The 23,964-nt window shown below is 38.8% G+C and carries 21 protein-coding genes; 17 read left to right on the forward strand and 4 right to left on the reverse strand.

The genetic code is table 11. The annotated features are described in order from the left end of the window. Positions 1-12: 12 nt before the first annotated feature. The 15 genes from C4S54_RS00635 to C4S54_RS00705 all read left to right on the forward strand — a co-directional run bounded on the left by C4S54_RS00635 (position 13) and on the right by C4S54_RS00705 (position 16,638). Positions 13-1,689: a formate--tetrahydrofolate ligase gene (locus tag C4S54_RS00635; RefSeq protein ID WP_103867813.1), complete on the forward strand. Its 1,677-nt coding sequence runs from the start codon at positions 13-15 to the stop codon at positions 1,687-1,689. A 28-nt stretch (positions 1,690-1,717) separates the two neighbouring features. Then, complete coding sequence (gene folD / locus C4S54_RS00640; RefSeq protein WP_103867814.1) at positions 1,718-2,581, forward strand: bifunctional methylenetetrahydrofolate dehydrogenase/methenyltetrahydrofolate cyclohydrolase FolD; 864 nt, start codon at positions 1,718-1,720, stop codon at positions 2,579-2,581. 15 nt (positions 2,582-2,596) lie between these two features. Then, entirely contained in the window at positions 2,597-4,039 is a 1,443-nt protein-coding gene (locus C4S54_RS00645; RefSeq protein ID WP_103867815.1) for a chitobiase/beta-hexosaminidase C-terminal domain-containing protein, read from the forward strand. A gap of 101 nt (positions 4,040-4,140) precedes the next feature. Beyond that, positions 4,141-5,016, forward strand: coding sequence for a sulfide/dihydroorotate dehydrogenase-like FAD/NAD-binding protein (locus tag C4S54_RS00650; protein ID WP_103867816.1), 876 nt, complete (start codon positions 4,141-4,143; stop codon positions 5,014-5,016). 73 nt (positions 5,017-5,089) lie between these two features. Then, complete coding sequence (gene gltA, locus C4S54_RS00655) at positions 5,090-6,478, forward strand: NADPH-dependent glutamate synthase (RefSeq protein ID WP_103867817.1); 1,389 nt, start codon at positions 5,090-5,092, stop codon at positions 6,476-6,478. A 106-nt stretch (positions 6,479-6,584) separates the two neighbouring features. Beyond that, entirely contained in the window at positions 6,585-7,628 is a 1,044-nt protein-coding gene (locus tag C4S54_RS00660; RefSeq protein WP_103867818.1) for a hypothetical protein, read from the forward strand. Positions 7,629-7,632: 4 nt separating this feature from the next. Further along, positions 7,633-8,115 (forward strand): 23S rRNA (pseudouridine(1915)-N(3))-methyltransferase RlmH, encoded by a 483-nt coding sequence (rlmH, locus tag C4S54_RS00665; RefSeq protein ID WP_103867819.1) that lies wholly within the window; start codon positions 7,633-7,635, stop codon positions 8,113-8,115. A 27-nt stretch (positions 8,116-8,142) separates the two neighbouring features. Beyond that, complete coding sequence (locus C4S54_RS00670) at positions 8,143-9,180, forward strand: PhoH family protein (protein ID WP_022773176.1); 1,038 nt, start codon at positions 8,143-8,145, stop codon at positions 9,178-9,180. Further along, positions 9,180-10,394 (forward strand): hypothetical protein, encoded by a 1,215-nt coding sequence (locus C4S54_RS00675; protein WP_103867820.1) that lies wholly within the window; start codon positions 9,180-9,182, stop codon positions 10,392-10,394. Before C4S54_RS00670 ends, C4S54_RS00675 begins: the two co-directional genes overlap by 1 nt. After that, the gene (ybeY, locus tag C4S54_RS00680; protein WP_103867821.1) at positions 10,375-10,878 is read left to right on the forward strand and encodes an rRNA maturation RNase YbeY; all 504 of its coding nucleotides are present in this window, start codon (positions 10,375-10,377) and stop codon (positions 10,876-10,878) included. The genes C4S54_RS00675 and ybeY overlap by 20 nt, the downstream gene beginning before the upstream one ends. 18 nt (positions 10,879-10,896) lie before the next feature. Then, positions 10,897-12,537 carry a polysaccharide biosynthesis C-terminal domain-containing protein gene (locus C4S54_RS00685; protein ID WP_103867822.1) on the forward strand — a complete coding sequence of 547 codons (1,641 nt, stop codon included), beginning with the start codon at positions 10,897-10,899 and terminating at the stop codon, positions 12,535-12,537. A 2-nt stretch (positions 12,538-12,539) separates the two neighbouring features. Beyond that, positions 12,540-13,772, forward strand: a complete 1,233-nt coding sequence (locus C4S54_RS00690) for an aminoacetone oxidase family FAD-binding enzyme (protein ID WP_103867823.1) — start codon at positions 12,540-12,542, stop codon at positions 13,770-13,772. A gap of 55 nt (positions 13,773-13,827) precedes the next feature. After that, the gene (locus tag C4S54_RS00695; protein WP_103867824.1) at positions 13,828-15,507 is read left to right on the forward strand and encodes an NAD(P)/FAD-dependent oxidoreductase; all 1,680 of its coding nucleotides are present in this window, start codon (positions 13,828-13,830) and stop codon (positions 15,505-15,507) included. Next, the gene (locus C4S54_RS00700) at positions 15,504-16,085 is read left to right on the forward strand and encodes an ECF transporter S component (protein WP_103867825.1); all 582 of its coding nucleotides are present in this window, start codon (positions 15,504-15,506) and stop codon (positions 16,083-16,085) included. Before C4S54_RS00695 ends, C4S54_RS00700 begins: the two co-directional genes overlap by 4 nt. Then, the gene (locus C4S54_RS00705) at positions 16,066-16,638 is read left to right on the forward strand and encodes a 5-formyltetrahydrofolate cyclo-ligase (RefSeq protein WP_103867826.1); all 573 of its coding nucleotides are present in this window, start codon (positions 16,066-16,068) and stop codon (positions 16,636-16,638) included. The genes C4S54_RS00700 and C4S54_RS00705 overlap by 20 nt, the downstream gene beginning before the upstream one ends. A 51-nt stretch (positions 16,639-16,689) precedes the next feature. Here the strand turns inward: C4S54_RS00705 and C4S54_RS16150 are convergent, their stop codons facing one another. Genes C4S54_RS16150 through C4S54_RS00715 form a run of 3 tightly spaced genes read right to left on the reverse strand, consistent with a single transcriptional unit; the run spans position 16,690 to position 19,632 of the window. Next, positions 16,690-16,857: a hypothetical protein gene (locus C4S54_RS16150; RefSeq protein ID WP_022773165.1), complete on the reverse strand. Its 168-nt coding sequence runs from the start codon at positions 16,855-16,857 to the stop codon at positions 16,690-16,692. 14 nt (positions 16,858-16,871) lie between these two features. Next, positions 16,872-18,437 carry a 2-hydroxyacyl-CoA dehydratase family protein gene (locus tag C4S54_RS00710; RefSeq protein WP_103867827.1) on the reverse strand — a complete coding sequence of 522 codons (1,566 nt, stop codon included), beginning with the start codon at positions 18,435-18,437 and terminating at the stop codon, positions 16,872-16,874. Then, positions 18,430-19,632: a 2-hydroxyacyl-CoA dehydratase family protein gene (locus C4S54_RS00715; protein WP_103867828.1), complete on the reverse strand. Its 1,203-nt coding sequence runs from the start codon at positions 19,630-19,632 to the stop codon at positions 18,430-18,432. Before C4S54_RS00715 ends, C4S54_RS00710 begins: the two co-directional genes overlap by 8 nt. A gap of 194 nt (positions 19,633-19,826) precedes the next feature. On the opposite strand from C4S54_RS00715, the gene C4S54_RS00720 reads away from it, so the two are divergent. Then, the gene (locus tag C4S54_RS00720; protein ID WP_103867829.1) at positions 19,827-21,266 is read left to right on the forward strand and encodes a GGDEF domain-containing protein; all 1,440 of its coding nucleotides are present in this window, start codon (positions 19,827-19,829) and stop codon (positions 21,264-21,266) included. A gap of 27 nt (positions 21,267-21,293) precedes the next feature. On the opposite strand, the gene C4S54_RS00725 is transcribed toward C4S54_RS00720, so the two are convergent. Further along, positions 21,294-22,322: an HD domain-containing phosphohydrolase gene (locus tag C4S54_RS00725; protein WP_103867830.1), complete on the reverse strand. Its 1,029-nt coding sequence runs from the start codon at positions 22,320-22,322 to the stop codon at positions 21,294-21,296. A gap of 242 nt (positions 22,323-22,564) precedes the next feature. On the opposite strand from C4S54_RS00725, the gene C4S54_RS00730 reads away from it, so the two are divergent. Then, positions 22,565-23,920, forward strand: a complete 1,356-nt coding sequence (locus tag C4S54_RS00730; RefSeq protein WP_022773159.1) for an ABC transporter substrate-binding protein — start codon at positions 22,565-22,567, stop codon at positions 23,918-23,920. The last annotated feature ends 44 nt before the right edge of the window (positions 23,921-23,964 follow it).

The raw sequence follows: 23,964 nt of genomic DNA on the forward strand, positions 1-23,964 counted from the left end.
GGAGAGTTATTAATGGCTGTAAAAAGTGATATCGAAATCGCTCAGGAAGCAAAGATGCTTCACATTAGGGAAGTGGCTGAGAAATTAGGCATTTCAGAGGATGACCTCGAGTACTATGGCAAGTATAAGGCTAAGTTGTCTGAGGATTACTTAAAGAGAGCTAAGGCAAACAAAAAAGGAAAACTTATTCTTGTAACTGCTATTAATCCTACTCCTGCAGGAGAAGGCAAGACAACCACAAGCGTTGGACTTGGCGATGCCTTAAGCAGATTAGGATACAAAACAGTAATAGCACTTAGAGAACCTTCACTTGGACCATGTTTTGGAATCAAGGGTGGTGCAGCCGGTGGCGGATATGCGCAGGTTGTTCCAATGGAGGATTTAAATCTGCACTTTACCGGTGATTTCCATGCTATCACTTCTGCCAATAACCTTCTGGCAGCTCTTTTGGATAATCACATTCAGCAGGGAAATGAACTTGGAATCGATACAAGACAGATAATATGGAAAAGAGCTGAGGATATGAATGACAGAGCTCTCAGAAATATTGTTGTAGGTCTTGGTGCTAAGGCTGACGGAGTACCCAGAGAGGATCACTTTGTTATCACGGTTGCTTCTGAGATCATGGCAATTTTGTGCCTTGCAAGTGATATGGATGATCTTAAAAAGAGATTATCCAAAATAATAGTTGCATATAATTATAATGGAGAACCTGTTACTGCAGGTGATCTTAAGGCTGTTGGTTCTATGGCAGCTCTTTTAAAGGATGCTATTAAGCCTAACCTTGTTCAGACGCTTGAGCATACACCTGTAATTGTTCACGGTGGCCCATTTGCCAATATTGCACATGGATGTAATTCTGTAAGAGCTACTCAGACAGCTCTTGGAATTTCTGATATTACAGTTACGGAAGCCGGATTTGGCGCAGATCTTGGCGCTGAGAAATTCCTTGATATCAAGTGCCGCATAGCAGGCTTGAAGCCTGATGCAGTTGTTCTTGTAGCTACTATCAGAGCTCTCAAGTATAATGGTGGCGTTCCAAAGGCTGAACTTGGAGCTGAGAATCTTGAAGCACTTAAAAAGGGAATAGTAAATCTTGAGAAACATATAGAGAATATACAGCAGTATGGAGTACCTGTTGTTGTAACGCTCAATTCATTTATCACAGATACTGATGCTGAGACTGAGTTCGTTAAGAAGTTCTGCGAGGAGAGAGGCTGTAAATTTGCTCTTTCTGAAGTCTGGGCAAAAGGTGGCGAAGGCGGAGAGGCTCTTGCAAAAGAGGTTCTCGATACTATAAATACAAAGCCTTCAAATTATGCTCCAATTTATGCGGATGATCTTTCTCTCAAAGAAAAAATAGAGACTGTTGCAACCAAGATTTATGGAGCAGACGGTGTAAACTTTACTCCTGCCGCATCAAGACAGCTTTCTAAGATTGAGGATATGGGCTTTAAGAATCTCCCTGTCTGCATGGCTAAGACACAGTATTCATTGTCTGATGATCCATCACTTTTAGGAAGACCATCAAATTATAAGATCACTGTCAGAGAAGCATATGTTTCTGCAGGCGCAGGCTTTGTTGTAGCCCTTACAGGATCAATTGTTACTATGCCCGGACTTCCTAAACATCCGGCGGCATTTGATATTGATGTTGATGCTGATGGAAAAATAACAGGATTGTTCTAAAGCGGATACAAGCACGAAAGGAATTTATATGGCAGCACAGATTATTGATGGTAAGCTTATTTCTGCCCAGATCAAAGATGAATTAAAAGAAAAGACAGCTCTTTTAAAAGAAAAGGGAATAGAGGTAACTCTTGCTGTAATATTAGTAGGAGAGGATCCTGCTTCACAGGTATATGTAAGAAATAAGAAAAAAGCATGTGAATACATTGGCTTTAGATCTTTATCTTATGAACTTCCTGATAAGACTACACAGGATGAATTATTAAAACTTATTGATGAGCTTAATGGAAGAAAGGATGTAGACGGCATACTTGTTCAGATGCCTCTTCCAAAGCATATTGACGAGAAAACTGTCATTAACGCGATTTCACCTTCAAAAGATGTAGACGGTTTTCATCCTATGAATGTTGGTGCACTTTGCATTGGAGAGAAGGGATTTGTATCCTGTACTCCTGCTGGTGTAATACAGCTTTTAAAAAGAGGCTGTGATGGTAAAATTGATATAGCAGGAAAAGAGTGCGTAATTGTCGGAAGATCAAATATCGTAGGCAAACCAATGTCTCTTTTAATGCTGAGAGAAAATGCCACTGTTACCATTGCTCATTCAAAGACCAGGAACCTTGAAGAAGTCTGCAAAAGAGCGGATATTCTTATTGCAGCTGTTGGAAAAGCCGGCATGATCACCAAGGATCATGTAAAGGAAGGTGCAGTTGTAATAGATGTAGGTATTAATAGAGGTGAAGATGGCAAGCTTTGCGGAGATGTGAAATTTGATGAAGTATCTGAAATAGCTTCTGCTATCACTCCTGTACCCGGTGGTGTAGGACCAATGACTATAGCAATGCTTATGAATAACTGTTATGAAGCAGCTTTGATGCATATGGAATCATAACGAGAAAGAGAGCCTATGATCTGTCCTAATTGCGGCAAAGAAATTCCAGAAGGGCATATGTACTGTGATGATTGTGGTACGGAAATTAACTTTGTCCCTGATTTTGAGCCGGAAGTAGAAAATAAAATAAAGGAAAGCCTCACAGGTCTTGCAAATGAGCTGACTAAAGATGAAAAGAAATGGCTTGAGCGCAAAAAGACGATAATGACTTTCTTTTCTGTCTGCAGAAAGAAAAAGCTTACATTTCTTGTTTGCGCTTTGGCTGTAATTCTTGTGGTCTGTCTTTTTGTTACTTTTGCAGGCTATAACAGCAGGTCGCCCAAATATTATCTAAGGCTTGCCGGTGAATCAAAAAATTCAGGGGAAATGGACCAGGCCATAGATTATCTGACCCAAGGAAATCAGGAATTTCCGGATGATTCAGACATTATTTTCCGACTTTCTGATTATTATCTTGAGGTCGGCAAGAATGCTGAAGCTGTTGATGCACTTAAACAGATAACAGGGAGCTCATCTTTTTCTGATGAAAAAGTCCTTTCTGCCTATGAGGGAATAATCTCAATATATAAGCAGGAGGGAGCTTATCAGGAAGTGACAGTTCTTTTGACTGAAAAAGATACAGATATAACAAAATCTCTCAGGGAAAAATATATTCCTTCATCACCCCGGATGGTTCCTGTATCAGGGACATATGAAGGCACTGTAAATGTTGAAATCACGGCAGATGAAAACTGTAGCATTTTCTATACGGTAAATGGAGACAATCCGGATAACAGCAGTATTGCATATGAGAATGCAATCGTACTTGATGAAAGCGGTGAGTATGACATAAAGGCTGTATGTGTAAATGAATACGGTCTTTATAGTGAGATGACAGAGCAAAGCTATGTCGTGGAACATGGCGCACCAGCTGCTCCGGAGATAATGGAACCAAGTGGTGAATATAATCAGAATACAATGATAGTTGCTGTGGCAGAAGCTGGCAGTACTATTTTCTACACAACCGACGGAAGTGACCCGACTGTTGAGTCCAAACAGTATATTTCACCAATAACTATGCCTGTAGGAACTTCTGTCTTCAAGTTTATTGCATTTAATCAGGATGGTGACTGCAGTGAGATAGTTGAAAGGCAGTATCACCTTATCTATACAAGGCTTGTTTCTACTGAACAGGCTGTTAACAGTATTGTTAATACACTGGTAAGGCTGGATATCCTTTTGGATACAAGTGGTAAGGTGAGAGGCCAGGATGGACATAACGAATATATTTACAATTCTGTTATTGAAATTCAGGGCGCCGGTGAATATTATGTTGTTGTGGAAAATCATGTTTCCAATGACGGAACAGTTAAACCAACGGGACTTATGTATGCAGTAAACACACATGATGGTACAGTTAACAGACTTGGATATGATTCGAGTGGTAAGTATACGCTGATTACTATTTCTAACAGGTGAGCATTTTAACGCTTTACCAATTTAAATTACTAATTGAAATTTTAAGCAATTTATTTTATCATTGATGCAATGTAAATTTTTATTAATGTAGGAGGAAGACTATGTTCAAAATTTTAGAGGCAAATGAGCTTACTACAAACATTTATCAAATGATTGTTGAAGCTCCACGCGTAGCAAGCGCGTGTTTACCCGGCCAGTTCCTGATTATTCGTGTTGACGAGGAAGGTGAGAGAATTCCTCTTACTATATGTGATTACAACAGAGAAAAAGGAACGGTTGAGATCGTTGCTCAGGCAATTGGAGCTGAAACATACAAACTCTCAAAGTTAAAGGCAGGCGATGAACTTGCAGATGTAGTTGGACCACTTGGCAAACCTTCTGACCTCTGTGAGATGAGCGTAGATGAACTTAAGAAAAAGAAAATCGTATTTATAGCAGGTGGTGTCGGTACAGCCCCTGTTTATCCTCAGGCTAAATATCTTAAAGAACATGGTGTTGATTGCGACGTTATAATCGGTGCAAAAACCAAGGATCTTGTAATCCTTGAGGACAGATTTAAAGAGGTATGTAACCTTCACATCACAACTGATGATGGTTCTTATGGAAGAAGTGGAATGGTTACAAAGGCTTTGCAGGATCTTTGGGATGAAGGCAATAAGTATGATCACTGCGTAGCTATCGGACCAATGATCATGATGAAATTTGTATGCAAATTAACGCAGGAACTTGGAATTCCAACAGTCGTAAGTATGAACCCTATTATGGTTGATGGAACCGGAATGTGTGGAGCATGTCGTCTTACAGTAGATGGAAAGGTTCAGTTTGCATGTGTTGACGGACCAGAATTTGACGGACATAAGGTAGATTTCGATCAGGCTATGAACCGTATGAAACTGTATAAGACAGAAGAAGGCAGATTGTTCTTAAAAGCACAGGAAGGTGATACTCATCACGGTGGATGCGGAAATTGTGAATGATAAGATTGCGAGAACGAAGTGGAGCAATCCGTATATCATTAACACCTTTGAATAAAAAATAAGGAGATCAACAATGGATGGATTTGTTAGAGTTCCTGTAAGAGAGCAGGATGCAAAAGTGCGTGCTACCAATTTTGAGGAAGTATGCCTTGGATATAATAAAGAAGAAGCTGAAAAAGAAGCGCTTAGATGTTTAAACTGCAAGAACCCTCAGTGTGTTCAGGGATGCCCTGTTTCAATTGATATTCCTGCATTTATTTCACAGGTAAAAACAGGTGATGTGGAAGGAGCTTATCAGACTATCAGTAAGTCTAGCGCACTTCCAGCTGTCTGCGGACGTGTTTGCCCTCAGGAGAGCCAGTGTGAAGGAAAATGTATCAGAGGAATCAAGGGAGATGCTGTATCAATCGGTAAGCTTGAGAGATATGTAGCTGATACAGCAAGAGAACTTGGAATTAAGCCAGAGGGTGCAAAAGAAAAGAAAGGCAAGAAGGTTGCGGTAATAGGTTCCGGCCCTTCAGGTCTTACATGTGCCGGAGATCTTGCAAAGATGGGTTATGATGTAACTATTTTTGAGGCTCTTCACGAGGCTGGCGGTGTATTGGTATATGGTATTCCTGAGTTCCGTCTTCCAAAGACTGCTGTAGTAAAAAAGGAAATTGAAAATGTTAAGTCTTTAGGCGTTAAGCTTGAGACTGACGTTGTTATCGGTAAGTCAGTTACTATAGATGAACTTATGGAAAAGGAAGGTTTTGAAGCTGTATTTATCGGTTCAGGAGCAGGCCTTCCAAGATTTATGAATATTCCCGGAGAGCAGGCAATGGGTGTGTTCTCTGCTAATGAATTCCTGACAAGAAGCAATCTTATGAAGGCTTTTGATGAGAATTCAAGAACACCTATAATGAGACCTAAGAAATGTGTAGTTGTTGGTGGTGGTAATGTAGCTATGGATGCTGCCAGAACAGCACTTCGTCTTGGAGCTGAAGTACATGTTGTATATCGCCGTGGCGAAGAAGAGCTTCCTGCAAGAAAAGAGGAAGTTGGACATGCAAAAGAAGAAGGAATCATTTTTGATCTTCTTACAAATCCTGTTGAGATCCACGCTGATGAAAATGGCTGGGTAACAGGTATTACATGTATCAGAATGGAACTTGGCGAACCTGATGAGTCAGGAAGAAGAAGTCCGGTTGAAGTTCCAGGTTCAGAGTTTGATATTGAGTGTGATGCTGTCATCATGTCTCTTGGAACATCACCTAATCCTTTGATCTCATCAACTACTGAGGGACTTGAGATCAATCGCAGAAAGTGTATTGTTGCACAGGAAGAAAATGGACAGACATCAAAGCCGGGCGTTTTTGCAGGTGGTGATGCAGTTACAGGTGCTGCAACAGTTATTCTTGCTATGGGCGCTGGTAAAGCAGCAGCAAAGGGGATTGATGAATATCTTTCATCAAAGCAGTAAATAAATATATTTTTTATAATAAAAATCTTCCCAGGCCTTGTTAATAGGTTTGGGAAGATTTGTGTTTTATGCTATAATTAGTAGGATTGCGGATTGGAGAATAATTATGGATAAGAATGAAAAAATTAAAGTTGCTATTACATCTGGTATAGTAGCTGCAATACTACTGATTTTAGTGCTGTTTTTAGCTTTTTCAGGTAAAAATAAGAATGATGAAAAACTTCTTGACGAGAACATAAGTGAGTATGCTTCGTTGGAGAGTTCTTTGGATCAGAACACGGATTCCGGTGTTTTGGCATCTTCAGAAGAAGCAAGTAGTGAATCTTCAGGCACAGCTGAAGATAGCTCAAGTGCAGATGGAAGTAGTACAGAAATAGATTTACAGACAGGAAAGACAGAATCTTCGACTAATGACATTTCCGGAAACAGTTTATATTCAACTAAGGCAGCTGTTTTAAAGAACGTATACAAAGGTCTTGCTGTAGATACTAATGCACAGCTTAAGGAGATGTATACATATTGGGCAGATAATAATACTGAGGCTGTAAGAGATCTGGCTCATCTTGAAAGATTTGAGGCAATGTCTTATAAGCTATCCGGTACTTCTGATTTCTATTACTACGGCGATCTTAATTCTTCAGGTCTTCCGGAAGGAACAGGTCTTGCTGTATATGGAGATGATCAGTACTATTTTGGTGAATGGAAAAATGGAAAAAGAAACGGAAATGGTACATGGATAAATTTCTATCCTGAGTATAGTAACTACGTTGTTACTGAGCATATGTATACAGGTGGCTGGGTAGATGATCTTCCAACAGGCGATGGTCAGGAGCATTATGACTATGACTACACCAAAATGAATGGTGATGACATTTATGTCCAGAATGCTATTGGCAGTTTTGATAAGGGCTTCTATGATGGCAAAATGTATATCATAACCGTTGATAGAGACCAGAACACAGAAGAGTGGTTTGGAACATGTGAAGATGGCGTTTGGATGCAGGTAGTAAATACACATTTAGATAAAGATGGCAAGATTCCTGTTCTTCAGAACAAGAATGACGAAAAGGACTTTGTTTACATGACCGAGGAAGGCACAAAGGATAACAAAGTTTCGGGTATCATAGTAGGCGAAAAAAAGGCTAATTGAAGATTTGAGTAAGATAACAATTATTTGTGTAGGAAAAATAAAAGAAAAATACTGGAATGATGCCATTTCTGAATATTCAAAGAGACTATCCAGATACTGTAAGCTCAACATAATCGAGGTGGCAGATGAAAAGACTCCTGATAATGCGCCACCTGCAATTGAAGAGCAGATAAAAGATAAAGAGGGGAAAAGAATAATTAAAAATATCAATCCTTCTGCCTTTGTCTGTGCACTTGCCATAAACGGTAAGAAATTCACTTCAGAGAGCTTTTCTGAGTTTATAGACAGTCAGGGAGTAAAGGGAATAAACCATATTCAGTTTATTATTGGCGGATCTTTGGGACTTCATAAAAGTGTTCTTGATCTTGCTGATCAGCATATTAGTTTTTCAGATATGACTTTCCCTCATCAGATGATGCGAGTAATCCTGCTTGAGCAGATCTACAGGGGTTACAAGATCATAAGTGGTGAGCCATATCATAAATAAAGATTATTTATTGGGGATTAGTTTTATATGAGTGAAATTACAGAACTTAGATTATCACTTTCTGCAGAAGATGAGAGAGGGATTTTTGGGGAGAATGATAGCTATATCAGAAAAATTGAGGACAGTTTTCATGTTGAGATAATCGACAGAAACGGAGAGCTTCATATCATTGGCGATAAAGAAGGCGCCGGTAAAGCCGCAAGTATCATCAGGGAGCTTGTTCAGCTCTACAGAAGAGGCGGCGGAATAGAGGAACAGTCAATAAATTATGCCATAACACTCAAAGAAGAGGAGAAAAGCTCTTCCAAGCCGCGCTATAGCGAAAATGTTCTTGTAGATATAGACAAGGATGTGATCTGCCATACTATATCAGGCAAGCCTATAAAGCCCAAGACAATTGGTCAGAAAAAGTATATAGATGCGATCCGAAACAAAATGATCGTATTTGGACTTGGACCTGCAGGAACAGGAAAGACATATCTTGCGATGGCAATGGCGATCACTGCTTTTCAGAGAGAAGAAGTAAGCCGTATAATTCTGACAAGACCGGCAATTGAGGCTGGCGAAAAGCTTGGATTTTTGCCGGGAGACCTTCAAAGCAAGGTCGATCCATATTTAAGGCCATTGTATGATGCGCTCTATCAGATAATGGGAACAGAGAATTTCATCAAGAATATGGAAAAGGGTCTCATTGAAGTGGCACCCCTTGCATATATGAGAGGAAGAACACTTGATAATGCATTTATTATTCTTGATGAAGCGCAGAATACAACTCCGGCTCAAATGAAGATGTTTTTGACCAGAATCGGCTTTGGCTCAAAGGTAATTATCACTGGTGATGCCAGCCAAAAGGACCTTTCACCGGACGTTAAGTCAGGACTTGATGTGGCTCAGAGTGTCCTTAAAGGCATTGATGATATTGAATTCTGCACTCTTACAAGTAATGATGTTGTAAGACATCCGCTTGTTCAAAAGATAGTTAAAGCATATGAGGATTATGAGAAAAAAGCAGTAAATAAACAGAAAACAAAATCTATTAGAAAACTGGAGAAGTCTCATAAGTGATGGAAAAGAAAGAACTGTCTTTCAATAAAATTGAGTTGTTATATGCTGGTATGTTTATACTTACCGGCTTATTAGTGGGCTTATTTTCCTTTATACTTAGTAAAAGCTATGAAGCAATTTTACGGAACGTGATAGTTTCTCTTATAATGTCAGGAACAACTATTTTTATGCTTTTAGATGCTGCCGGTAGAGGAAAGAGCGGTTTTTCATATGATAATTATGATAAAAAAATAAGATTTGTAATTGCATATGTTATAACTCTTATTCTTTCCTGCGTGCTGTCACTTGTTCCTGATCAGTTTTGGCCATATATGTCATTTTTTGTGATATTGGCCCTTTTTTCAAATAATGAGATAGGAATGATATCAGGCACCAGTTTTGTGATCCTGACAGTAATGCTTGAAGAGAATGGCAGCTATTCAGAGCTTTTCATGTATGTGCTTGCAGGTGCTGTTGCTATTGCTGTTTTCAGGGATCTTAATGAGAACACAAAGATAGCTTTTCCTACATTTATATCTTTGACCATGCAGGCAGTCTTACTTGTGGCATTTAATGTTCTGTTTCAGAACAGAACTCTGGGAATTAAGGTTCTTTTATTGCCAATCCTTAATCTCATGTTAAATCTTCTGATACTTTTGATATTTCTTAATATGTTTGGTGTCTATGTTATCCGAAAGTCCAATGACATGTATATGGAGATCAATGACCCTGAATTTTCTCTTTTGCAGGCACTAAAAGAGAAGGATCCTGATGAGTATTACAGGGCTATCCACACAGCTTACCTCTCCGAGAGGATCGCTATGGGACTTGGCTTTAATGCGAGAGCGGTTAAGTCATGCTCTTATTACCACAGGATAGGAATTCTTGAGGGGAAGATGGACTATGAGGATGTTTCACATTATTATACAGAAAACAGCTTTCCTCTTGAAGCTATAGAGTTTTTGCGTGAATATATGGTGCCTTCAAAAGCATCAATAAGATCTAAAGAAGCTTTAACGGTGCAATTATCGGAAACAGTTATTGCAACCATAATGCTGCTTATAAAAAAAGACCCTAATGTGAATATTGATTATGATCATCTGATTGATGGAATAATAGATAAAAAAATAGAGAACGGTGAGCTTAACGCTTATGATGTTACCTTTAGGGAACTTAATGAAATGAGGAAAATCCTTAAGAAGGAGAAACTATACTATGGTTTTTTACGTAGATAATGAAGTAGACGCAAAATTCGATTTTGATATAGAAGAGATTGCAAGTCTTGTAGCCGCTAAGGTTCTTGAGACAGAGGGGTGCGATCATGAAGTTGAGATAAGTCTTATAATTACTGATGATGAAGGCATTAGGGAGATGAATAATGAATTCAGGGAAATTGACAGACCTACTGATGTTCTTTCTTTTCCTAATGTTAGTTATGAGATCCCCGGTGATTTTTCTGTAATGGATGGGGAACAGAATATAGACCTTTTGAATCCTGATACGGGCAATATTATGTTTGGGGACATTGTTGTCAATGAGAACAGGGTAAGAGAGCAGGCCAAAGAATATGGCCATAGCGAGAAGAGGGAATTTGCATTTCTGATAGCACACAGTATGCTTCATTTATGCGGCTATGATCATATGGAAGAGGATGAAGCTGCTGTGATGGAAAATAAACAGAGAGAAGTTTTAGAGGCACTTGGAATTACAAGGGACTGATATTTTGGGAGCAGAAGTATGAAGCAGTATTTTGAGGAAAAAAGAATAAGACCGGATGTTATTACATCAATGTTTTTCTTTTCCGTTCTTATAATGATGATTTATGAGATCATAACCCTTAGGATCTATGGGGACAAGGGAGCCGGCTTTGTTGCAGGGCCTATGGTTATTTTCTATATTCTGTACCTGGCATTTATTCTTGCTGTTCAAAAGTCAGTTTGGATCATGGTAAGGCTCAGGGCCAGAAGGTCACAGTATTTAAATGCACAGACCAATATGGTAAGGTCTTTTAGAATTTTTGCATTCTGTGGCCTGATAGTATTTGCAGTGCTTTTAATTAGCAGTTATTATTGCTCAGAAATTCTATTTGGGTCTACAAGATCTTTGTTTCATTGCATTATAGTTGCTGTATGTGCTTTATTTATGTCAATACAGGGCGTCCTAAGAGGTTACCTTCAGGGACTGGGCTATACAAAACCAATAGTTATTTCTGATGTGCTTATTGCAGTGTGTGCTCTTGTATCAGGAACTATAATATCTGCAGTTCTTTATAACTATGGACTTAAGGTTAATAATCTTTTCCATGTTAATGAGCTCAGCAGCGTTTATGGCTCAACAGGAATGATGATCGGAATACTTATTGGTGTTATAGCAGGCTTTATTCAAATTGTTGTAAGCTTTGTGCTCAGGAAAAATGAGATAAAAGAAATTGTAAAGCAGGGAGCACCAAGATACCTTGATAATAAGAATGATGTCCTTATTACCATAAGATCAATAATTCCTTTATATGTTACACCTGCACTGGTGATCCTTTTTGATATTGTTTTTTATGTTATACATCAAAAACGTATTGCTGCGGAGGGAGATTATATCCTTAACTACGGAGTATACGCAGGACGCGTGCTAAGCCTTATTTCTGTATTTGTTATTTTGGGTATCGTTCCATTTATTAAGATGTGGAACAGAATAATGGCGCGTATCGAGAGAGATGAGATAACAGGTGCAAAAGACAGATTGAAGTCTTTAGCGCATAGTTTTTTTGCTTTGTCTGTGCCTTGTATGGTCTTCATATTTGTTATGGCAAAAACGGTTGAGATTGCTGTATTTGGTAAGAATAATGATCTTTCAAATTATCTTATTGAATTGGGGAGCCTGTTAATTGTTTTTGCGCCTATAGCAGTTTTCTTTTCATGGCTGTTAAATCATATGGGAAAAGCAATACTTGCGCTTGTTTCAATTTTGCTTTCATGGATACTTCATGTTGTTATGATGTTTGTTTTAGTTATTTTTGCAAATATGGGAGCATATGGAATCCTTATATCGCTTATTGTTTCATTTGTTCTGTATGACATTGTTTGCTATCTCTTGCTTTGCAAGATGCTCAAATACAGACAGGAAATAATAAGGACTGTAGGAGTGCCGCTTTTGTGTTCTGCAATTGCAGGACTTCTTGCTTTTATAATCAATGTGATCTTCCTGAATCTGATAGGAGATATTTTGACTTTGGTTATTGCACTTCTTTTATATTCAGTTCTTTATATTGTACTTATGATCATCTTCAGGGGACTTACAGCAAAAGAAATAAGCAGGATTCCTTTGGGAAATGTATTTATGATGCTGGCCGGTAATTTTGGAGTTCAAAAAAGTTTAGAGGATTAAAATTGGATAGAAGAATAATTGTAGCCGGTGGTGGTGCATCAGGAATGTGTGCCGCTATATATGCTGCCAGAAATGGTGCGTCAGTGACCATAATTGAAAAGAATAATCAGCTTGGCAAAAAGCTCTCTATGACTGGAAATGGCAGATGCAATATTTCCAATCTTAACATGAATGAGAAAATGTATAATGCTGCTGCCGAAAAGAGAATGAAGCAGTGGCTTTCTGTCTATGGAGTTTTGGATGTTATAAGCTTTTTTAAATCACTTGGAATAGTTGTAAAAAGCGAAGATGGATATTTATATCCTTTATCAGGGCAGGCTCAGAGCGTTGTTCAGGCTTTTGAAAATGAGATAAAAAGGCTCGGGATCAATGTAATATTTGGTGAGCAGCTAAAATCGGTTGAACCCATTACAGGGGGACAGGAAAGAAAGTATCGCGTTATTACAAATAACACATTTTATGAGGCCGACAGGGTTATTATCGCCACAGGCTCTTTATCCGGACCAAAAACCACTATGTCTACCGGAGATGGATATTATATATGTAAAAAGCTTGGACTTACTATTAAAGATACTTATCCTGCTCTTGTCGGATTTAAGGCAGATCCTGAGGAGATAATGCCTGAAGGTGGTGTTAGAAGTCTTGCCGAGATTTCATTTTTACTTGGAACAGAAGTTGTTGCAAAAGAATATGGTGAGCTTCAGATAACCAAAGATGGCATCTCAGGAATTCCTGTAATGCAGGCAAGTTCTAAAGTTGTAAGATTATTAGAAGAAAAGAAACCTATAACAGCTGTAGTAAACTTTTTCCCTGATTATGATGAGGACGATTATGTATCCCTGGAAAAAGAGATGCTAAGACTACGTGATGAAAGAACACTTTCTGACTTTTTAACAGGATTTCATAATAGCTTCATTACAGATATGATCATTAAAAAGATGAAAATGGGCAGATCCATGAAAATGAAGAATATATCTGAGAGCATGGTTCTTAGTATACTTGATAGTTACAGGAATTATAAGATAAAACTTGATTCCAATTATGGATATTTGCAGTCCCAGGTTACATCAGGCGGTGTAAGTCTTGGTGATGTGAGGGATGATATGACCACAACATCCCATGACGGAATATTTGTCGTTGGAGAGCTTGTTGATGTTGATGGAAGATGTGGAGGCTACAATCTTCAATGGGCCTTTACATCAGGCAGCATCGCAGGAACTGTGGCATCGATATAGTTTTGGCTGTGCAAAGATTTTGTGTTTTGGATGATATGATTATAGGAAAATATAAATGATAAGAATTAACCAGATTAAGATAATTCATGACGAGAATAAGAGCTATGATTACGATACAATAAATGATGTCTTAAAGGCAAAGGTTGCAAAGATACTGCGAGTTTCTGTGGATGATATGGAATCCTTTGAAATTATCAGGCATTCGATTGATGCCAGAAAAAAGCCTGAGATTTATCATATTTATATTGTCGATGTTTCTTTGAAAAATAATAGTGAAGAAGGTGTCGTAAAGAAATGCAGGAATAAGGATGTTTCTATAATTGAACCTGTACGATATGCATTTCCTTATGTGTATCAGCATGGCAAGGAGGAAGACCTTAGGCCTGTTATTATAGGTGCGGGGCCTGCAGGACTTTTTTGCGGATATGTACTTGCAAAGAACGGATTTAAGCCACTTATTCTTGAAAGAGGTTCTGACGTAGATAAAAGAACAGAAATCGTTGAACATTTTTGGAAGAGCGGAGAGCTTGACGAAACCACCAATGTTCAGTTTGGAGAAGGCGGAGCAGGAACTTTTTCTGATGGTAAACTTAATACCATGGTCAAAGATAAGGATGGCAGAGGAAGAGCTGCACTTAAGATTTTTGTAGAAAATGGCGCTCCCATAGATATTTTATATGATGCCAAACCACATATAGGTACTGATATATTAAGAGATGTTGTTAAGAACATGAGAAACAATATCATAAAATGGGGCGGCGAAGTAAGGTTTGAATCAAAGGTCGATGAGATTGAGGTTTCAAAAGACAGTGAGATAAAAGCTCTCAAAGTTGGTGATGAATGTATCCCTTGCAGCGAAGCTGTTCTTGCAATTGGGCACAGTGCCCGTGATACTTTTTATATGCTTAAGGATAAGAATGTAGAGATGAACCCTAAGCCTTTTGCTGTAGGATTCAGAGTTGAGCATCCTCAAGCACTTATCAATTATTCGCAGTATAAAATAGCGGAACCAAAGGCCTTGGAGCCTGCGCCATATAAGCTTACGACAACTACAGATTCCGGAAGGGGAGTTTATTCTTTTTGCATGTGTCCCGGAGGCTTTGTCGTTAATGCTTCGTCTGAGAAAGGGAGGCTGGCTGTAAATGGAATGAGTTATAGCAGGCGTGACAGTAAAAATGCCAACTCTGCAATTATTATTACAGTTGATCCCAAAGATTTTGGCAGTGATGATGTATTATCCGGGGTAGAGTTTCAGCGAGGTCTTGAAGAAAAGGCCTATAAAGCCGGAAATGGTAAGATTCCTGTTGAGTACTATGGGAAGTTTAAAGAAGCTGTATCAGGTGCGTCAGATTTGGCTAATGAGGATGCTACATTGACTCAGGTTCAGAAAGATTTTAAACTTATAGAAAACACTCCATCCATGAAAGGAGATTATGTATTTGCAAACGTGCATGATATTCTTCCGGATGATTTAAATAATGCTTTTGTCCAAGGTATGGAAAAATTTGGACGAATGATAAAAGGATACAACAGCGAATATGCTCTTGTATCAGGAGTGGAGTCCAGAACGTCGTCTCCAGTCAGGATAGTCAGGGGGGAAAACGGGGAATCTGTCAATGTGAAGGGGCTTTTTCCCTGTGGCGAAGGTGCGGGCTATGCAGGTGGCATAATGTCTGCAGCGATGGACGGAATGAAAATAGCAGAATATGTGGCAGGGAGGATATGTAAAAAATGAAAAAAAGTAATTCTTTTGGGACAAAGCAGATTGCGATAACGGCGATTCTTTTGGCAATCTGTCTTATAAGTCAGATCTTCAAATCTTTAAGTGTTTTTATTACAGGGCCGGTTATAAATGCGTGCCTTCTATTGGCAGCTTCACTTGTTAATTTGCCATGTGCGATCGCCTTATCTGTTATTACTCCGATAACAGCTTACTTTATAGCGGCATCGCCTGTAATGATGGTAGTACCGGGCATAATTCCATTTATCATGCTTGGAAATGTGGTACTTGTAGTAGCTATGAATTATCTCTTAAAGGGAGATCTAAATGATTTAAAACTTGATGGAAGATTTAGCCTTATGTTTATTCTAAAGGCAGTTTTATGTGCACTTTTAAAGGCAGCTTTTATGGGCGTAACAATTTCCTTATGGCTATTACCTACATTTATTCCTGAGCAGTCACCACTTCGCCAGAAAATGCCTGTGTTCCAGTACACATTTTCAGCAGTGCAGTTTATCACAGCATGTATTGGCTTTATTTATTTCGCTATTATTCTCGTAGCAATCAAGAGTTATGCAAAAAGAAATAGTTAAGGAAAAAGACAGGATACGAAAAGAGGTCCTGGATAAAAGAAATCAGATCTCACCAAAGAATCTTTTGGAAAAAAGCAGCTTAATTTCTGAAAAGCTTTTTGCGCTTGAAGACTATAATGCTTCAGAGAATCTTTTGATCTATGCTTCTATGAAAAGCGAAGTCATAACAGATGGCATAATTGACAGAGCTTTGAAGGATGGTAAAAAGGTCTTTTGCCCAAAGTGCATGAACAGGCAGGAAGGAATTATGGAGTTCATCCAAATAAAAAGCATATTGGATTTAAAGGAAGGCTACATGGGAATCAGAGAGCCGCAGATTCTTGACGATTCAGTTATATTTGATGGACCAATAGAAAAAACTCTTGTAGTAGTTCCGGGGGTTGCTTTTGATAAAAGAGGCAATAGGATAGGGTATAAGGGTGGATATTATGACAGATTTCTTTTTAGGTTTCCTGGTATCAGATCTGCAGCGCTTGCATTTACTGAGCAGCTTGTTGACGATGTTCCTTACGATGTGCATGATATTCCGATTGATAAGTTGTTATATTCATAAAAAAAGCCTTTCACCTTTGGAGGTGGAAGGCTTTTTTCTATCTCTTTTTTATTATAAATGCTGATCTCTGTCAATTTTGTCGTAGTGTTTTTGAAGCCATGGATAAATGGCGGCAGTTAGTTTCATATCAAGATTAAAGATATAAACTCCAAATGTTACAACAAAGAGAATTAAAACAATGATAACAATTACTTTTAATATATGCAAAAATACGTACATTAGTGTTTCTCCTTTTACCAGCTCTTTTCATCAGGAAGGACTTCAAGTGATGGATCAATAGGCTCTTCCTGCATAACAGTTCTCATAAATGAGTTGATCTGATCTCTGACACCCTGGCGGGATATAATCCTTGGATCAAAAAGATCATGGGATACCCATACAAGAGGAATGCCTTTTTCTCTGGCTTTTTCTTCAAATAGACCGTGCATTCCATCAAGGGCTTTACAACTCATGTGCTCCCAGAGTATTACCATATCTGCATTGAACATTTCAACAAATTCCCAAAGCTCATCTAAAAGAACCTTATATCCGCCATGAGTTCTGTTTCGCATTATCATGTTCTCTGTAAGCCAGGCCATATCATAATAGGCCTGTTCTCTGTTTTCCGGAGTATCTACCTCAGCAATTTCTTTTGTAGAAACCATAGAAAGCATATCTGTGAGAGGAACAATTCCCCAGCAGTTTAAAAGCCATACAAGAAAGTCCATGTAATAATGAGACTGAACACCCCATACAATGGCGCGGTGACGATATTCTTTTGCAGCCATCTTCTTTTTGGCATATGCGGCTCTTGCAAGCTTTGTTATTGTCTTATCAGCTTTTTCAAAAGCGGGAACTCTGCCGCAGATAGCCATGTAGTTGGTTTCAGTGTAGAGTGCAAGGTTTGATCCAAATACCTGAGGATATGGCGTTCTGTTCATTTCAAGCCATTCCTGTCTGCACTTTGTGGCATAGTTGACTCTTTTTGCACATTCAAAATATGCTTCCCAGTTCCACTTGTGACCGGTGTGCTTTTCTACGAATGCTATTGCGTTACGGATTTCCTGAGCGGCATATTCCTGTACATCATCCTCTCTGTGACGAAGTGGAGCAGCAAGCTGGAATACAGGAATGTTGTCTTCGTGCTCAAGCCTCTGGGAAATGACACCATTTCCTAAAAGTGAACCATCACATGTAGTGTTACATTGAATTGCACAGGCACCAAGAATAGGAGCGTCATCATCTATTGAAACGCCGGCCTCGGCTTCAGGCATAGGGCATACATCGCCTGCAAGACCATATTCCTGGGCTACGTCAATGTAGTGGCAAGCCGCATACTGATTCAGAAGAACTGAAACATAGGTAGAAGGTGTTTCTCTGCTTAATACCTTAAGATCGGGAAAACCCATCATTACGGCGGTCATTTCATTTTCGTCAACCAGAACAACTTTGTCTGAAAATTTCTTGTCGTTGCCAATTCTTCTGTCACCTCTAAAAAGTGAGTCCAAAAGATTAGCTACGTCTTTTATTACAAGGTCCTGCTCTGTATGACAGATTCTCAGGTATTCTCCACGAAGTCCTTGAGTATGCCTGTCAACCATCATTGGAACAGCCAGATAGTTTGACATCCACCTGTAGCGGAACATTGCTTTTACATTTCTTGGTTTTGCAACGAACTTACCGAGAGTCAACATGATACCAAGCCATTTGGAATAGTCATACATTGTATCAACCAGGCCGCGCCATTCACGTCTTTTTCTGACAAGAGAGCCTTCTTTATAAAAATCGCCGAGTCTGTCGGCACCAATTTCTTTAGCCATTTTCGTTACCTCGCTGTATTTTTTTGATCTCTATGCTTTCAACAAAAGCCTGGACTCTGGTCTGCATCTGACCGGAGATTCCGATAGAATAAGGTCTGTCTACAGCAAGTACCGGATATCCATATTTGTTTCGAAGGATTGTAGAGCCCATCATTTTTTCGTAAGCCCATGGATCACAGAATTTCATCTGCTCATAAATGATTCCGTCAGCTTTGTAGTCTTTTGCAAGTTGATCTACGTATTCGCGTCTATGGTCCATTTTCTGTGTGTTCATGAAGCGAGGGCATTCGCCTCTGTTCATATATGCGCGGCAGATCTGAGTAAGAGCATCTTCCTCATCATTCAGGATAATAGGATTTCTTCCTGGAAGAGAGCCGTAGCAGTAGCGGTCAGCGCAGACATAGGCACCTGAGTTTTCTATGAGTTTTATAAAATCTGTGTCATCCATTTCTGAACCTACCACGAGAACTCTGGCTCTATAATTTTTCTTTTCATCAGGTTCACGTGTTTGCAGATCTTTAAGGGTCTCTTCTAATTTTTCTATCAAAAGATATTTTGGAGCTACATAAGTTGCAAGAGTAATAACGCTAAATTCATAGCCTGTGATCCTTGGGTTATCTTCTTTTCGGAATTCCCCTATAGCACGTATAAGTTCGCAAACACGATTGTGCTCAGCTACTGCTTTTCTTATAGCTGCATCGCTTACGTCGATTCCATAGCGTTCTGACAGCGGCTTTAGTATATGATTTTTACACTGCAATACATATAGATTCAGGCCATTGTCATCGGCTTTCATGGGTACTTCCATGTACTCAAAAAAGAAGTTCTTTTTATCTTTGCCAAGAGCCTTAAGGACTTCCATGTTCTCTATGCATCTGTTTATCATAGAGCAGCCATCAGGCGTGATGATACAGTCTGCAAAGTTAAAACCGCCTTCGATAGCTCTTTCTAAAAGAGCACGAGAGTATTCACATAAAAAGCTTGTCATGTAATAAGTGGAAATATCAAGAGAACCTGTCCTTGGTGCACGGAGTCTTGCAGAAAAGCATCCGGGCAGATTAAGGAGCGGTTCAGGAGTGTTTTCGCAGGTGTACGCAACGTATACCTTTCCCCCAGCCTGCGCTTTTTGAACCAGCTCATTGTTTGCCTCAAGGAGCAGGTTCTCAAAGAATATTAGATTTTTTAAGTCTTTCACTAAGTTCCCCTACCTTTATAAAGATTTAATGAATTTATATATTTAGTCTAATGTAATACTTAATTAGTGTCAATTTATTGTGCATTTTTATTGTGCTGGTATGAAAAATTTGCTAAAAATTTATAAAACAAGCACAATATATCGTAATATTGATATAATAATTCATATAATATGGTTTATCATGGAGAATTTATATGGATATACGAAAAGATGATCAGGATTTAGGTAAAAGTAAGAGACCTTTAAAGCGCAGCATTTTTTTGTTTGTTCTTTCTTTTATAACATTGCTTTGCCTTGTACTGAGTATACTTACTTACAGGTCGTTCAATTATTCGCTGTATCAATCTTACAATAAGCGAATGATTGATGTCTTAGAGTATGTCTACAGCCATATAGATATTGAAGATCTCTCAGAGTGCGTGGAAACAGGAATTGAATCTGAAAAATATACTGAACTTGTTTCTTTTATGGATTCAATTATGGAGGATTTTGATATTCATTACCTTTATATAATAAAGCCATATATTAATGGTGATGATTATGTGATGATGAATGTTATATCTGCTGATACAGCGGAGGGAAGAGAAACAGATCCTGATGGATATTATCTTGGATATATACTTGAAGATGTCTATGAACGCGAGGAACTTGTGCGTTATCAAATGTATCTGGATAAAGATAACATTTCCTACTTTAAAAATTTTAGCACTTGGGGCTATGACTACACTGCTATGATGCCTCTTATAAATAGTAAAGGCGAACATTTTGCAGCTCTTTGCGTAGATATTGAGGTCGACGATGTAGAGCGTGCAATTCAGACTTACACAGTAGCCAATGTTATTCTTATTGCCTTTTTGGGAGCAATGTTCTTTATTCTGTTTCTTTTATGGATGAATCGCAATATTACAGAACCAATAAGAAAACTTGAAAGAAGTGTTGTTTCTTTTGCTCAGAGAAGTCACTATCAGCATGATCCTTCGCTCCTTCATTATGAAGATCCCGGGATTCACACAAAGAATGAAGTTGAATCTCTTTCTAATGCTGTAAATCAAATGTCTCAGGATATGCAGGTGTATGTGAAAAACATCATCGATGCAGAAGGTAAAGTTCAGGACATGAAAAATCAGGTGAGCCATATGGATATTCTGGCTTATCAGGATGCTCTTACACACGTAAAAAATAAGGCATGGTATGACAAAACAGAGATTCGTGTAAATGATGATATTTCAAAGGGGGCAGCCAGATTTGGAATTATTATGATAGACCTCAACAATCTGAAAAAGATCAATGACAATTATGGCCATGAGCATGGTAATGACTATATTTTCGGAGCCTGTCATGAGGTATGCGTAATTTACGATCATTCTCCGGTATTTAGAATTGGCGGAGATGAATTTGTAGTTCTTTTGGAAAACAGGGATTTTGAGAACAGAGAAACTCTATTACAAGAGCTAAAGAATGCTTTCAAATTGTTTATGGAAGACGATAGCAGGGAGCCTTGGGAAAAATATTCGGCAGCAATTGGAATGGCTGTATTTGACAAGGATAAGGATTCTTCTATGAACGATGTATTTAAAAGAGCTGATAAGCTTATGTATGAAGACAAAATGAAATCAAAAGCTGCAAGAAACTAGTTTGAAAACTAAAAAGGCGATTGAAGATCAGGTATCTTCATCGCCTTTTTCACGCATTTCATAATTTTTATCTTCATCGATCATCTGAAGCATAATGTCTGCAAAATATGGATCAAACTGGGTTCCTTTTCCTTTTTCTATTTCAGCACGAACTTTTTCCTGGGGCATTCCACGTCTGTAGCTTCTGTTACTCGACATGGCGTCGTAGGAGTCTGCCACAGCGATGATCCTGGCTTCTTCCGGTATTTTATCACCGGCAAGGCCCTCAGGATAACCTTTTCCATCATATCTCTCATGATGCCATCTTGCGCCAATCGTAAGCTCAGGCATTTCCTTTATGTTTCTTAAAATAGTTGAGCCTTTTTCCGGATGAGATTTGATAATAGAGTATTCGATATCATCAAGTTTACCTTCTTTGTTGATGATTGCATCCGGTACGCCAATCTTTCCAACATCATGCAAAAGACCTGTGATATATATCCTTTGCTGCATGTCTTCGTCGTAACCGGCTCTTTTGGCGATTTCTTTTGAATATTCTGCAACTCTTACAGAATGGCCGTTTGTATAGGTGTCTTTTGCATCAATAGCTGCGGCAAGACTTTCAACGATTCCCAAAAAGAGCTGTTCATTTTCTCTTGTTTTCTTTTTTACTTCTTTTGTCAGTTCATTTTGAAGTCTTATAAGTTCAATACAATGACTTACGCGAAGGGTAAGGATCTCAGGGACAAATGGCTTTTTTATAAAGTCCATTGCACCAAGCTCAAGAGCTTTTGTCTCTATGTATCTGTTGTCTTCGGCAGTTAAAAAGATAACAGGGATCTCTCTTTTTCCAAGTTCTTTTTCCTTTTGGCGAAGAGCAGAGAGGGTCTCAAGACCATCCATTTCAGGCATGATAACATCAAGAAGGATAAGGTCTGCTGTTTGCGCCTCAATAAAATCCAGAAGAACCCTTCCGGATGTCATAGGGATTGCTTTCATATCAGCGCTTATTAAAATATTACGTATTGCGGCTATAATTGCCGGATCGTCATCCACAACAACAATCTTGTAAGCCATCGTATGCTCCCTGATAAATGCATTTGCCACGCCTTCTTTTTAATGATAACATCTTGCCATTATTACGAGTATAAACAGTTTGTAAAAAATAATAAAAAAATAGCTTTTGGGTATTTCGATTTTTACAAAAAGAATTTTGAATATTTCATTTTTTTAGAGATTATTTTTTCTTATACTGAATACTGTAATCAATATATGAGTTTCCCCAAGGGAAGCCATTTAGAGAAGGGAAGGGAATTATTATGAAAAAGAAGATTTTAAGTTCTCTGCTTTGCGCTACAGTTGCGGCTACAACAATTATTGGCTGTGGGCAGAGCGCACAAACAACTACAGAGACTCAGAGCGAAGCACCAAGTGAGGCTGCTACAGCTGAAGCTACTGCTGAGGCAGAAAATACTCAGGCTAAGGAGCCAGGGGAGAAGGTTACACTTTCAATTTACACACAGTATGCAGATGACGATACAAAAGTTCCATATGATTATGCAGTAGAGCAGCTTAAAGAAGCTTATCCTAATGTTGAGCTTAATCTTATTGTTCAGGCTCAGGATGATGGACAGACACTTAAAACTCTTGCAGCTACAGGACAGTTACCTGATATCTACCAGGCAAGTACTGATATTATCAATACTTTCCGCGAGTCAAATCAGATCATGGTACTAAATGATGTTGCAAAGTCAACAGGCTTCCTTGATAAGCTTTATGAAGCCAATAAGGATCTTGCATATGCAGAAGATGGAAATATCTACGCATTCCCATTTTCTGGACAGGAATATGTGCTCTGGTATTACAACAAGGCTCTCTTTGAAGAAAATGGCCTTGAAGTTCCAAAGACATATGATGAATTAAAGAATTGTATTGAAGTATTTAAGTCAAAGGGAATTACTCCTCTTGCACTTTTTGGACAGGAAGGCTGGAATACAGCAGCTGCCTATGACGTTGTAGCTACAAGATACACAGAGGGCGGTATTAAGGCACTTGATGAGGGAACAGCAAGCATCACTGATGAAGCTTACCTTACAGCAGCAAAGACATTGGAAGAGCTTGTTGCAGCAGGTCTTTTCCAGGATTCAGCAACAACAACAAATTATGATCAGGCATCTGAGATGTTCCTTTCAGGAAATGCTGCAATGTTCATAAATGGACAGTGGTATATTGAGGATGCAACAGCAGCTCTTGGTGAGAATGTTGACTGGATGTTCTATCCTGCAGCAGATGAAGCTTCTTATGAAGCTGGTAAGAGCGTATTCTCAGGCGGTGGAAGTGCATCTGGATTTGCAGTTAACCCTGATTCAGAGAATGCTGAGCTCGCAGCAGAAGTAGCAGAGTTTATCACAGAGAAGTACTGCGAAGCAAAGGTTATGTACAGACATAATCCACTTGTTGCTCTTGATACAGGCAAAGAACCAGATTCTGAGTATCCTGCAATGATGAAGAAGCTTTCAGATACACTTCCTTCAATCACAGCAACAACAAAGTTCACATGGGGACTTACAAATTCAACATTTAACGATGGTATACAGTCTGAGTCACAGGGACTTGTTTCAGGTCAGTTTACAGCAGATGAGTTCATTGCAGATATGAAAGACGTGATGGAATAATTATTATCAAAACTTGATAAACCAGGCGGCTTGCAACGGCCGCC

This window comes from Butyrivibrio sp. Su6 (assembly GCF_900108105.1).
Taxonomy (GTDB): domain Bacteria; phylum Bacillota; class Clostridia; order Lachnospirales; family Lachnospiraceae; genus Butyrivibrio.